The sequence below is a fragment of the Streptomyces sp. NPDC092296 genome (genome assembly GCF_044755465.1).
In the GTDB taxonomy this organism is placed as follows: Bacteria; Actinomycetota; Actinomycetes; order Streptomycetales; family Streptomycetaceae; genus Peterkaempfera.
This window is the reverse complement of the sequence record NZ_JBIVRB010000003.1, coordinates 520707-532274: the sequence shown is the minus strand read 5'-3', so window position 1 is coordinate 532274 and position 11568 is coordinate 520707. Positions and strand designations below refer to the sequence as shown.

General features: G+C 72.8%; 12 protein-coding genes and 1 pseudogene. 9 read left to right on the top strand and 4 right to left on the bottom strand.

From position 1 onward, the window contains the following. Positions 1-47 precede the first annotated feature (47 nt). The 3 genes from ACIQGZ_RS12775 to ACIQGZ_RS12765 all read right to left on the bottom strand — a co-directional run bounded on the left by ACIQGZ_RS12775 (position 48) and on the right by ACIQGZ_RS12765 (position 2652). Positions 48-1019 (bottom strand): hypothetical protein, encoded by a 972-nt coding sequence (locus ACIQGZ_RS12775; RefSeq protein WP_402601351.1) that lies wholly within the window; start codon positions 1017-1019, stop codon positions 48-50. After that, positions 1013-1612: a hypothetical protein gene (locus tag ACIQGZ_RS12770; protein WP_402601350.1), complete on the bottom strand. Its 600-nt coding sequence runs from the start codon at positions 1610-1612 to the stop codon at positions 1013-1015. Before ACIQGZ_RS12770 ends, ACIQGZ_RS12775 begins: the two co-directional genes overlap by 7 nt. Positions 1613-1818: 206 nt before the next feature. After that, entirely contained in the window at positions 1819-2652 is an 834-nt protein-coding gene (locus tag ACIQGZ_RS12765; protein ID WP_402601349.1) for a hypothetical protein, read from the bottom strand. A gap of 638 nt (positions 2653-3290) precedes the next feature. Between ACIQGZ_RS12765 and ACIQGZ_RS12760 the strand changes: the two genes are divergently transcribed. The 6 genes and pseudogenes from ACIQGZ_RS12760 (at position 3291) to ACIQGZ_RS12735 (ending at position 7566) form a co-directional block, all read left to right on the top strand. Next, positions 3291-4406, top strand: a complete 1116-nt coding sequence (locus ACIQGZ_RS12760) for an MBL fold metallo-hydrolase (protein WP_402601483.1) — start codon at positions 3291-3293, stop codon at positions 4404-4406. Between the two features lie 66 nt (positions 4407-4472). Beyond that, positions 4473-4709, top strand: a pseudogene (locus ACIQGZ_RS12755) (SAM-dependent methyltransferase); the annotation flags it as partial. A gap of 213 nt (positions 4710-4922) precedes the next feature. Next, positions 4923-5915, top strand: coding sequence for a peptidase (locus ACIQGZ_RS12750; RefSeq protein WP_402601347.1), 993 nt, complete (start codon positions 4923-4925; stop codon positions 5913-5915). 294 nt (positions 5916-6209) lie between these two features. Continuing rightward, complete coding sequence (locus tag ACIQGZ_RS12745) at positions 6210-6452, top strand: DUF397 domain-containing protein (RefSeq protein ID WP_402601346.1); 243 nt, start codon at positions 6210-6212, stop codon at positions 6450-6452. Between the two features lie 65 nt (positions 6453-6517). Further along, a complete protein-coding gene (locus ACIQGZ_RS12740; RefSeq protein ID WP_402601345.1) occupies positions 6518-7345 on the top strand; it encodes a Scr1 family TA system antitoxin-like transcriptional regulator in 828 nt (275 codons plus the stop codon). Then, entirely contained in the window at positions 7342-7566 is a 225-nt protein-coding gene (locus ACIQGZ_RS12735) for a DUF397 domain-containing protein (RefSeq protein WP_402601344.1), read from the top strand. The genes ACIQGZ_RS12740 and ACIQGZ_RS12735 overlap by 4 nt, the downstream gene beginning before the upstream one ends. A gap of 31 nt (positions 7567-7597) precedes the next feature. On the opposite strand, the gene ACIQGZ_RS12730 is transcribed toward ACIQGZ_RS12735, so the two are convergent. After that, the gene (locus ACIQGZ_RS12730) at positions 7598-8488 is read right to left on the bottom strand and encodes a helix-turn-helix domain-containing protein (protein ID WP_402601343.1); all 891 of its coding nucleotides are present in this window, start codon (positions 8486-8488) and stop codon (positions 7598-7600) included. A gap of 79 nt (positions 8489-8567) precedes the next feature. Between ACIQGZ_RS12730 and ACIQGZ_RS12725 the strand changes: the two genes are divergently transcribed. From ACIQGZ_RS12725 to ACIQGZ_RS12715, 3 genes are all read left to right on the top strand, one after another. Further along, on the top strand, positions 8568-9422 hold the full coding sequence (locus ACIQGZ_RS12725) for an alpha/beta fold hydrolase (RefSeq protein ID WP_402601342.1): 855 nt from the start codon (positions 8568-8570) through the stop codon (positions 9420-9422). A gap of 223 nt (positions 9423-9645) precedes the next feature. Further along, positions 9646-10284 carry an HAD family hydrolase gene (locus ACIQGZ_RS12720; RefSeq protein ID WP_402601340.1) on the top strand — a complete coding sequence of 213 codons (639 nt, stop codon included), beginning with the start codon at positions 9646-9648 and terminating at the stop codon, positions 10282-10284. 65 nt (positions 10285-10349) lie between these two features. Beyond that, positions 10350-11516, top strand: a complete 1167-nt coding sequence (locus ACIQGZ_RS12715; protein ID WP_402601339.1) for a helix-turn-helix domain-containing protein — start codon at positions 10350-10352, stop codon at positions 11514-11516. Positions 11517-11568: the final 52 nt, after the last annotated feature.

The following is an 11568-nucleotide window of genomic DNA, read 5'->3' as shown; positions in this document are numbered from 1 at the left end:
GTGTGCTGCGTTATGTGACTGCGGTACGTGGTGCGGTGCTGCGGTGGTCAGTTGAGGACCTGGACCTCACCGACGGGGAGCTCCAGGCCCTGGCTGCCGGTGGTGTAGTCCGCAATCGGGTTGATCGCGTGCGCCCCGGGCCCGGTGGCGGCGCCCGTGATCCGCCAGTGCAGGACGGCGCTGACGGTGTAGCTGTCGTGCTGCCGCCCGGCGGAGGACTTCTGGTAGCGGTAGCCGCAGTTCGGGGACTCGGCGCTGCCGTCCGCCGCCCGGTACGGGGTACCGGCGCCGGGGCAGTTCACCGTGGAGCCGTCACCCATGTCCCACACGACCCTCCTGAGCCTGGCCGTGGCGGTGACGGTGACCCCTCGGATGGAGACCGTCTTGCTGATCGTGTCCTCCGCGCCGGGCACCTTGTCGTACCAGAGCCACAGCGCCAGGCCGACCAGCGGCTTGCCGTCCGGACCGGGCGCGCTGTGCAACTTCGGCTCGGTGAACGGCATCTCCTTCACCGCCTCGGCCATCACCTCCTCGGGGGTGGGCGGCGGCGGTGGCGGGACCGGTGCGTTCGCCAGCACGACCGGCGGGGCGCCGGTGAGGGTGTTGGTGTCGGCGGCGCGGCACATCCGGTCGTACACGGCGCTGCCGGCGGGCACGGCCTGGCCGTCCAGGCTGTCCGGCTGCGGGGACTCCAGCTTGTAGTAGCAGCCGTCGGCGCTGCTGAACCAGCCGGCGTCGGAGAGGTAGCAGGGCACCTCCTGGCCGTACCAGTGGCAGGTCTGCGTCCCGCCGCCGCCGGTGCTCCCCCCGCCGCTGCTGCCGCCGGTGGTCGAGCTGCCGGGCGAGCCGGGGTGCTTCACCCCCACACAGATGACGTCGGTGTGGCACTCCCAGACCGAGCCCCCCGGCGGCCGGGAGCGGGCCGCCGCATCGGCCGTACCGGCCGCCACCATGCCCAGCAGGACTAAGACGCAGCTCACCGCGGTCAGCGCCGCCCGCGCCGTGTTCGACTTCAGCATGTCTGCCCCGGCTCGGGGGTGAGGGAGGTGATCAGCCAGCCGGTCTTGGTGTTGTCGGCGGTGGCGGTCACGATGTACCGGCTGAGCCGCCGCTTCGGATCGCGTATCTGCTTGGTCTTGGCGTCCGCCTGGTGCCAGCCGCTGACGTCGAGGCAGTCCTCGATCGCTGCGGTCTGCGGCGTGGCGCCCAGGTCGAGGGCCGTCACCCGCGCGTTGTTGCGTGGCTGTCCCTGCATCACCATGCCGGCCTCCTGGAGGCGGTGAAGATTGGCCAGGGAGGCGCTGAGCGCCTGCCCGGTGGAGAACAGGCCCAGGCTGTCCCCCGGTCGGGAGCTGTCCGCGAAGGCCGTGGCCTGCGCCTGCCACCAGCCCGTGTACCGTGCCAGCAGCTGGCGGGCCGCCGTGGCGGTCGGGCCGTCGTCGGAGACCGCCGACGGGGGGCCGCCGTACGCGCTCGCGGAGCCGGTCGGGGCGGCGGTCTTCGCGGGGCGGCTGCCGAGCCGGTCCACGGCGGCGCCGTGCGCGCCGCCCCCGCAGCCCGCGAGCAGCAGCGCCGTCACGGTGGTGACCGCCGCCAGGGAAGCCCCGGCCACCGCTCCGCTCCGCCGCCCTCCGCGCCGGATACCGGACGCTGGAGGGCGTGACATCTGCGTACGTCGTCGCATGGGCCCCCCTCGCCGCATTCCGACCCACCTGTGGCAGTGGTCAGCAGAATATGCCTGTCGGACCGTCATGTCCCGTGGCGAGCCAGATTCTTCGCTGTCCCGACAGCTCCCGGCAACACCAGCGGTCACCGAGACTACGCAGACGGTGGGCGGATTGGGGAGTCTTTCCGTCCCAGAACGGCCAAGAGTTCCTCGGAAACGGGCATTCCTCGCAACTTGCCGCGCAACGCGGCCGGGTTGCGCAGCAGAAGCCGCCCTCCCTGAGCGGGGGCGACCAAACGCGCCCCCGTGCGCTCCCGTACGCCCAGCCGCTCGCAGACCGCCGGGTGCAGGTCGGCCGGGGAGACCGCCGCCGGATACCCCTCCACGCCGCCCGCCAGCAGCCCCGCCACCGCGTCGCTGAACGACCCCTCGGCGCCGGGCTGCGCCGCGTCCCGCCCCCGCCTGCCGGGGGTCCACGGCGCCACACAGCCCCAGAGCGGCACCCGGGAGTGCTCCAGCAGCTCCCCGGGACCGCCCTCGTGGCCCAGCGACTCCCACACCTCCCGGTCCACCACCGCGTCCACCAGCAGCAGCGTCTCGGCGTGGCCGCCGTGGACCATGGCGCTCACCACCCAGTCCCAGGCCAGGCCCCGCCGGTAGGCGTTGTCCCGGCTGCTGCCTGCGGTGACCAGCGCCAGCCGCCGCATCCGGGGGTCGGCCACCAGCCGGCCCAGCAGGCAGACCAGCAGGAACCGCCCGTCCCGCGCGGCCGCCTCCTGGACGGCCGTCAGCATGGTGTTGGCCTCCGCGTCCGGCGGCACCAGGGCCACCCGGCCGGGCGGCAACGCCCCGTCGTACCAGGCCCCGGGCAGCGCCCCGGCCAGCAGCCGGGCCCCGCGCCCGGCGGCGGCGGAGGCCGCGAAGGCGCGCTCACCCGGGCACTCCGCACCGATGACCACCAGATCCGCTGCCAGGCTCCCGCCCACGGCCCCTCCCGTCCCCACGACACCCCACCACACCGCACAACGCACACCCCGCTGCCCACCCCACTCTGGCGCACCACGCGCCCCCGTGGGGCCGATCCCGCCACCGCGCCCGCCGGACCCGTACGTAACCGCCCCGCCCGGATCACCCCACCGGCACCGGGCCCGTCACGGCCGGGCGGCGCCGCCGCCCACCGCGACCGGCCGCCGCCACCCGTACACCGCCTCGTACGGGTGGAACACCCGCAGCCCGGCAGCGAGCAGCGCCGTCCTCGCCCCCGACCAGCCGAGGACGGCACCCTCCGCCGCGCCACCGCCGGCCCGACGTCACGGTGGGTGCGGATCTCCACCCGGGCGGTCCGCCGCAGCCGTGCCCGGATCTCCGCCCCGCGCCCCCGGTCGCACGGGGCGGCCGGGGTCGGCGGCGGGGGGTGCCGCTCCGATCGGCCGCGACCTGGGCCCGGTCCCCGGGTAGTCTGCGGGGAGATGGTCGGCGTACGGCCGCACGGCCGCAGGCAGGCAGCGCACGACCGTACGTCCCTGTCGGCCCGCGTCCCAGCCCCGACCGAGGAGGTGCCGTGCCCGGCCCCACCCCGTGGTTCCCCCGGCTCACCGAGCTTTCCCGTGTCCCCGGTTCCGCGCTGCGGCGGCTGCGGCCGGACTCCTTCGGCGCGGAGCCCACCGGTGCCCGCCTGGAGCGCATCCTGCGGTCGCCGCACTTCATCGACGGCGCCTTCCGCAATCCGGTGCCCACCCGGCGGCTGATGGCCGGCTCCCCGCTGCCGGTGCTGCGCGCGCAGTTCACCGACCGCTCCCGGCGGGTCCCGGTGGGCGCGGTGCCGCTGCGCCGGCCGGAGACAGCCGAGCCGCCCGCGTCGGGGCTGCGGACCACCTGGATCGGGCATGCCGGCGTTTTCGTGGAGATCGACGGCCGCCGGGTGCTGATCGACCCGGTGTGGAGCGAGCGCTGCTCGCCGTTCTCCGGCACCGGTCCCCGGCGGCTGCACCCGGTGCCGCTGCCGCTGCGGGCGCTGGGGCCGGTCGACGTGGTGGTGATCTCGCACGACCACTACGACCACCTGGACATGGCGACCATACGGGCGCTGCTGGGCACCGAAGCGGTGTTCGCGGCGCCGCTGGGCGTCGGCGCCCACCTGGCGCACTGGGGTGTGCCGGAGCACCGCATCGTGGAGCTGGACTGGTGGGAGTCGGCGGAGGTGGCGGGTCTGACCCTCACCGCGACCCCGGCCCGCCACTACTGTAGCCGGGGGCCGCGCACCAGCCCGCACCTGCTCTGGGCGTCCTGGGTGGTCGCCGGTCCGGAGCACCGGGTGTTCCACAGCGGGGACACCGGCCACTTCCCGGGCTTCGCGGAGATCGGGGAGCGGCTGGGCCCGTTCGACGCGACGATGGTGCAGGTCGGCGCGTACAGCGAGTTCTGGCCGCAGGTGCACATGACGCCCGAGGAGGGCGTACGGGCGCACCTGGAGCTGCGCGGCGCGGTGATGCTGCCGATCCACTGGGGCACCTTCGACCTGGCGCCGCACCCGTGGGAGGCACCGGTGGAGCGCACCATGTACGCCGCCCGGCAGGCCGGCGCCCGGCTCGCCGCCCCCCGACCGGGCGAGTCCTTCGAACCGGCCGTCGGGCTCCCCCTCGACCCCTGGTGGCGCGAGGTCGCCGTCCCGCCCGTCGACGGCTGGCGGGCCATCCCGACCACCCGCTCGGCTGACGAGGACCTGGTGGGCGAGGGCTGATCCGGCACCGGCGCGCCCCTCCGGTCAGAGGCGAGGGTAAGAGGGCGTACCGCCTCCGGCACCCGGATTTCCGACGGGTGGACGCCTGTCGCCGGGCACGTCAGCACCCGCCGTGAGCTGGACGACCACGAATGGGCCTGCTGGGGGACCTTGGCCGCGTGAGCCCTGGACCACCCTGCCGATCCCGACAGTTCACCTGCGCTCACCACAGCCACCACCCGTCGCGCCGAATGGCTGCGCGGCTACCGGGACAGCTGGGGCTTCGTCCCCCTGGTCCTGCGCCGGACACCCGGCTGCCCCTGACCCGACCCCGCCCTGACCCGTGCTGTACGACCGCGGACATGACATGCGGCTCACCGACTGGACCGCCCCCTCGCCTGTGATCCACTTCTTGTAAAGATTCTGTGAGGTTCGTACAACCATTCACCGGCCGCGCAGGTCGCACAGACCGCACGCACGGCCACACCGGCGACCGCTGCCGCGGAGGCCCCCCACTTCAGAACCATCGAGGTCCAGATGAAGCTTCGCCGCACACTGGTGACCGCAGCCGCGACAGCGGCCATAGCCCCGATCGCCCTCCTGTCCGCCTCGTCCGCCTTCGCCGTCGACGCGCCGGGCGCCGGAGCCACCGCGTCCAGCCCGGCTTCGGAGCAGACCGAGTCGACGCCGTCGACCGAGGAGGCCGCTCAAGGCGCCGAGGACACCACGCCGGTCACCGAGGACACCACGCCGGCCGAAGTCGCGCCCACCACGACGCCCCCGGCGAAGGCGGAGGACGAGCCGACGGAGCCCGGCAAGGAGACCGGCAAGCCCGGCGACGACGGGTGCACCGACCACGTGGGCAGCCCCGGCACCCTCGCCGATCTGCGCGACCTGCCCTCGAAGATCGTGGCGGGCTCCGGCTGGCACGGCTTCACATTCCGCATCTCGAACTACACCGGCACGGCCTTCACGTCGTACTCCGCCGACATGAACGCGTTCTCGTACGCGGACGGGACGAACGCCGACACGAGCCAGTACCTGCACGTGCAGTGGTACGACGGCGCGGCCTGGAAGGACCTCGACACCCGCGTCAAGTCGAAGCACGAGGAGTTCGGCAACGGCGGCTCCCTCGCGCCGCGCGCTCACGCCGACATCAAGCTGCGCATCAAGGTCGACGCCCAGGCCCCGGCCGGGCTCGGCGGCTCGATGGCCTTCGCCGCCAGCGTCGACACCGACGGCATCTGCGGGTCCAGCGTCCCCGAGGACCAGGAGTACAGCTTCCAGATCCTGCCCGCGGCCACCAAGCCGGGCAAGGTCCCGCCGACCACGGCGCAGCCGAAGCCCACGGCGCAGCCGAGCAACACCCCGGCCCCGCAGCCCAGCAGCACCCCGCCGACCGGCTCGCTCGCCGACACCGGTTCCAGCTCCGCGCTGCCGATCGTGGGGGTCGTCGGCGGTGTCGCCGCCCTCGCCGGCGCCGGTGTCGTCTACTCCGTGCGCCGCCGCAACCTGAGCGACCAGGCGTAAGCGCCCTCGCGACACCGCGAAGGACCCGCACCCGAAGGGGGGTGCGGGTCCTTCGCGCGGAGCCCAACGCCCGTCAGCCGGGTAATTCCCATACCGGGGAGGCTACTGCCGGGCCCGAGAATGACGGCGGATTCAACGGAGCCGGTCCCGGATCTCGCCAGGGGAATAAAGGCATATGCCAAGAACAACGCCGGATGACCCACGATGCGTCAGCCCGAATACGATGAAGTGAAGACCCGTACCTGCCCCCGCGCGTCACGCTCTCAACCATGAGACCAGGGAGGCACCACCCCCATGACCAGCATCCCCGCACCCGCCCTGACCTGCGCAAAGTGGCGAAAGTCCAGCTACAGCAACGGCGACGGCGGCAACTGCGTCGAGATCGCGGAGCAGTACCCGGGCACGGTTCCGGTCCGCGACAGCAAGGACCCAGAGGGGCCCGCGCTGGTGTTCTCGGCGGCGGCCTTCACCGACTTCGTACGAGCCGTCATCACCGGAGAGCTGGTTGGCGCGTCACCGTCCGCACATCGCCGGTGACGCAGCGGACTTGGAGTTGGTAACGTTCCCTTCTGTTTCGGAACGCGAAGGGGGAATGCAGGCTCATGTCAAGACCGCCGAATCCGCTCACGCCCAGTAAATCGACCCGTCACCTGTTCGGCGCGGAGATGCAGGAGTGCCGGGAATCGCAGGGCTGGTCCCAAGAGGAACTCGGGCTGCGGGTCCTCATGAGCAGAAGCCATGTCTCCCGGATCGAGAACGCCGAGGCCATGCCGCCGCCGTGGCTGCCGGGTCGACTTGACGAGCTGTTCGGTACCACGGTGTTCGGGAAGCTGTACGACGTCGCCCGGACCGAGCAGCATCCGGACAAGTACCGCCGCCAGATGCAGTTCGAAGCCAAGGCGCTTCGGATCGAGGAATACGCGGGGCACATGGTGCCGGGGCTGGTGCAGACCAAGGACTATGCCCGCGCCCTCTTCCGGAGGAGCAACCGCAGGGCAACGACGGACGAGTTGGCGCGGCTGCTGTCCGCTCGCATGGATCGGCAAGGGCTGCTACGCGGTCCGCGACCGCCCCACCTGTCCGTAATCCTCGACGAGGCCGTACTTCGGCGGTCCGTCGGCGGACCAACGGTCATGCGGGAACAGCTCAGCGGCTTGCTGGCCCTGGTGGACCACCCCTCCGCTATGGTGCAGGTACTCCCCTTCAGCGCCGGGGACCATGCACTCCTCGGTGGCTCCCTGACCCTCTACACCTTGGACAACGGCTCCGGGGCCGCGTACGAGGAGAGCATCGACACGGGCACGCTCTTGGAGAGCCATGAGGATGTGACAGAGCGTCGGCTCAAATACGATGAGGTAAGAGCCTGCGCCTTGTCCCCCCGTTTGTCAGCAGCTCTCATCAGAGAGGCAATGGAGGCACTACCCGCATGACCACCATCCTCGCATCTGCCCTGCCCCGCGCCCAGTGGCGAAAGTCCAGCTACAGCAACGGCGGAGGCGGCAACTGCATCGAGATCGCGGAGCAGTACCCCGGCACCGTACCCGTCCGCGACAGCAAGGACCCCGAAGGCCCCGCCCTGGTCTTCTCCGCGACGGCCTTCAGCGACTTCGTACGAGCCGTCACCGCCGGAGAGTTCCCCACTCTCCTCTGACCGGCCCCGACCCCCTCCCCCGGGAGGGGGTCTACCTGTGCCTGGAACGGCCCGTGCACGGCCGGTCCGCCGATGCGTCGCCGTGCCGGTGGTCGGGCCATGCGACGTCATCGACCGCCAACCACGACTCATGGGCCACGGCCGACGGGGTGACTCCGGCGAAGGCCAGCACGTCACGGTTCAGGTGGGGCTGGTCGGCGTAGCCGCCCTCCGCCGCGACGCGGGCCGCGTCATCGCCCGCGACCAGGCGGTGTACCGCTCTGTCGAAGCGGACGAGCCGCGCGGCGCGCTTCGGCGGCAGCCCTACCTGTGAGCGGAACCGGGACCACAGGCGCTTACGGCTCCATCCCACCTCGCTCGCCAGCCTCTCGACGCGGATCGTCCCTCGTCCGCCGACGATCTGCCGCCACGCCCACGCCACCTCGGGGTCGACCGACGCCCTTGCCCCGCGACTGCGTTCAAGCAGCGCCTCGGCCAAGGCGAAGCGCTCCTCCCAGGTCGCGGCCTCGCTCAACTGCTCGCGAATCCGTGCCGCCGCCCTGCCCCACACATCGTCAAGGGCCACAAAGCCGTCCAGGTCGGCCGGGGACACGCCCAACACCGTGCGTACGACCAGCGGAGACAGCCGAACCTGGAGGCACTCGACGTCCGCCCCCCGCACCCACACCGCCCCGCCGAACCCCTGCCCAAGCCCGGCGACCACGCTTCCCCGCTGCTGTCGCCCGGCCGCATCGGCCACGACCGGCGCACCCGCGCCGAACTCCACCGCCAACATCACCGACGGATGCGGAATCACCCGCTGGCCGACCGAGGCACTGCCGCCGTCCCGGAACCCGGCCATGCTGACCCCCGCCAGCCGGCTGGGCCGCGCCGGGCTCACCACGTCCCAAACAGACGCACCTTCGTACGCGCTGGATCGCATGTTCCTGATGCTACGCATCCCCGGCCAGGTGGAACATTCGTCCAATACGCTGGAGGCGCATGGGCGCCACAGTCGGCCCATGACCACTGAGAACCTGCTCCTCCCCTGTGACGGAGGGGACATTCACGTACAACAGGACGGCCCCCGCAACGCCCCGGCTCTCACCCTCATCCACGGGCTGGCCGGGTCGACGCACTGGTGGGACGCGATCGTGCCGGAACTGGCCGGCACCTATCGAGTCGTCCGGATCGACCTGCTCGGACACGGCCGGTCGGCCAAACCGGAAGGCCCCGGCTACCAGCTCCCCGAGCATGCCCGCCGGGTCGGCGCGGCCCTGGATCGGCTCGGTGTGCGGCAGACCGTCGCGATCGGCCACTCCACCGGCGGCCTGGTCGCCACCGCGCTCACCGAGCAACGGCCCGCCCTGGTGACGGCGTTGGCCCTCGTCGACACCGGGCCTCGCCTGGACGCATTCATCTCGAACGGGTTCGCCGGGCGGCTCGTGCTCGCTCCGGGCATCGGGCCCCTACTGTGGCGGCTCCGCACCGACGGCCTGATCCGCAAGGCGCTGAGCACCGGCTTCAGCCGCCCCGGCTACCAGGTCCCGCAGCAGATCGTGGACGACGTACGGGCCATGACATTCCACGGCTCCGTCGCGACCTCGCAAGGCGCCGTCGACTACCTGAAACAGCGCCCGGTCCCGGCGAGACTGGCGGCCCTCGGGAAGCCACTGCTCGTCCTCTTCGGCGAGGAGGACCACCGGTGGCGCCCCTCCTCCGCCACCGACTACACCGCCGTCCCAGGCGCAACGGTCAAGCTGCTGCCCGGCCTCGGCCACTCCCCCATGCTCGAGGACCCACAGCAGACCCTGGCCCACCTCCTCCCCTTCCTCGAACCCCACGCCCCCAACCCGAAACGGACACCCCACCCCTGACCAGCCCTCCCGCCCCCACCCCAGGAGCGAGGCGCACCCCGGCAGCTCTCCCGCATCCGCCCACCCCCGGCACCGACCGCCGCACCCCCACCGTTCGGCAGCGCCTCACCGCACCGGAGAAAGCCGCCTCGATGGCGGACGGCGAGGCGCCGGCGCCCATGGCAACGGCGGCCTGACGCGAGCCCAGGGTCGGCGCGGCACCGGCCGCCGGTACGCTGCCTGAATGCCGCGCTCAGTAATCTTCGACATTGGCGAGACACTCGTTCGAGACGACCGTTACTGGGCCGGCTGGGCCGACTGGCTCGACATCCCCGCGCACACCATGTCCGCTCTGGTCGGCGCCGTGGTCGCCCAGGGCCGGGACAACGCCAACGCCATCCGCCTGGCCAAGCCCGGCACCGATGTCGCCGCCGAATGGGCCGCCCGGGAGGCCGCCGGCCGGGGCGAGGTACTGGCGGAGCCGGACCTGTACGACGACGTCCGCCCCGCGCTCGCCGCCCTCCGGGCGGCCGGGCTGTGGGTAGGCATCGCGGGCAACCAGACCGTACGGGCGGCCGAGCTGCTGCGTGCCCTGGACCTACCGTGCGACGCTCTCGCCACTTCTGGGGAGTGGGGCGTGGCCAAGCCCCACCCGGCGTTCTTCGAACGGGTCGCCCGCTGGGCTCCCGGTCCGCCGAGCGACATCGTGTACGTGGGCGACCACCCGGCCAACGACCTCGCCCCCGCAGCGGCGGCCGGCCTGCGCACCGCGCATCTACGCCGGGGCCCGTACGGACACCTCTGGGCGGACAGCCCGGAGGTCGCAGCGGCAGACTGGCGGGTCGACTCTCTCACCGAGCTGGCGGCTGCGCTCACCTGCTGACCCGGCCGGGTGCCGACGGGTCCGAACCGGCCGCCCCTGGCGCCGTCCGCCGCTACGGTCCCCTCATGTCTCCCAGCCCGATCAGCGACCGCGTCGCCGCCGCCCGGACGGCCCGCGGCCTCACCCAGCGCCAGCTCGCCACCGCCGCTCAGGTCTCGCTCGCCATGGTCCGCGCTGTCGAGCAGGGCACCCGGCGACCGGGCGAGGAGGTGCTCGCCGCACTCGCGCGGGCACTGCGTGTCGACCCGACCCGGCTGACCGGCTCCCCCGAGGTGACGGACGGGCGGGTCCACGCAGCGGTGCCGACGATCCGGCACGCCATCGACGCCTACGACCTGCCCGATGACGGGCCGGTGCGCCCCCTGTGGCAGCTGGCCGCCGACGTGGACGCCGCAGTCGAGCAGCGTCTCGCCTCGCAGTATGCCGGGCTCGCCGCTGCCGTCCCCGCGCTGATCGGCGAGCTGACTCGGGCGGTGCACGCCACCAGGGGGGCAGACCGCCGGGTAGCCGCCGGGCTACTGACCGCAGCGTATCGGGCGGCCGACAGTGTGGCCTACAAATACGGCTACCGGGACCTGAGCGCCCGGTTGATCGAGCTGATGCGGTGGGCAGCCGGGATGGCCGAAGACCCGCTGCTCGACGCCGGTGTCGCGTATGGCCGCACCGAAGTCTTCTTCGGCTCCGGGCGCCTGGCTCCTGGGCTCCACGCACTGGAGGCCGCGATCGACCGGGCCCCGGCGCCGGATGCCGTCGGGGCTGCGGCTGCGGTCGGTGCCCTGCATATGCGGGCTGCGGTCGTCGCCGGGCGCCTCGGCCGGGTCGACGCCGTACGGCAGCACTTGGCGGAGGCCCAGGCCATCACCGACCGGGTGCCGGAGGGCGTGTACCACGGAACGGCGATGGGACCGGCGAGTCTGCGGGTGCACACCGTCGCGGTGGCGGTCGAACTGCGCGACGGACCAGCGGCACTGGCGGCCGCACGGGAGTGGGCACCACCCCGGGACCTGCCGGCCGAGCGCCGGTCGCACTACTACATCGACATCGGCCGGGCCCAGGTGTGGCAAGGGCTGCGGGAAGAAGCGTTGGAATCACTCCAGGTGGCCCGGCGGGTCGCGCCGCAGCACGTCCGGCAGCATCCGCAGGTCCAGGAGGCACTACGGGCCCTCCTCCGGGCGTACCGGAGACCGCCGGGGCCGCTGGTGGCGTACGCGGCTTGGGCCGGGGTCACCTGAGGGTGCTACAGGTTGTAGCACTTGGGGCCTTCCCCGGTGGCAACCATCAGGG

Excerpts from the sequence above, each read along its gene's own strand:
- ACIQGZ_RS12775 (WP_402601351.1), bottom strand. The coding sequence starts at position 1,019 with ATGCTGAAGTCGAACACGGCGCGGGCGGCGCTGACCGCGGTGAGCTGC.
- ACIQGZ_RS12750 (WP_402601347.1), top strand. The coding sequence starts at position 4,923 with ATGAAGCTTCGCCGCACACTGGTGACCGCAGCCGCGACAGCGGCCATA.
- ACIQGZ_RS12745 (WP_402601346.1), top strand. The coding sequence starts at position 6,210 with ATGACCAGCATCCCCGCACCCGCCCTGACCTGCGCAAAGTGGCGAAAG.
- ACIQGZ_RS12740 (WP_402601345.1), top strand. The coding sequence starts at position 6,518 with ATGTCAAGACCGCCGAATCCGCTCACGCCCAGTAAATCGACCCGTCAC.
- ACIQGZ_RS12735 (WP_402601344.1), top strand. The coding sequence starts at position 7,342 with ATGACCACCATCCTCGCATCTGCCCTGCCCCGCGCCCAGTGGCGAAAG.
- ACIQGZ_RS12730 (WP_402601343.1), bottom strand. The coding sequence starts at position 8,488 with ATGCGATCCAGCGCGTACGAAGGTGCGTCTGTTTGGGACGTGGTGAGC.
- ACIQGZ_RS12725 (WP_402601342.1), top strand. The coding sequence starts at position 8,568 with ATGACCACTGAGAACCTGCTCCTCCCCTGTGACGGAGGGGACATTCAC.
- ACIQGZ_RS12720 (WP_402601340.1), top strand. The coding sequence starts at position 9,646 with ATGCCGCGCTCAGTAATCTTCGACATTGGCGAGACACTCGTTCGAGAC.
- ACIQGZ_RS12715 (WP_402601339.1), top strand. The coding sequence starts at position 10,350 with ATGTCTCCCAGCCCGATCAGCGACCGCGTCGCCGCCGCCCGGACGGCC.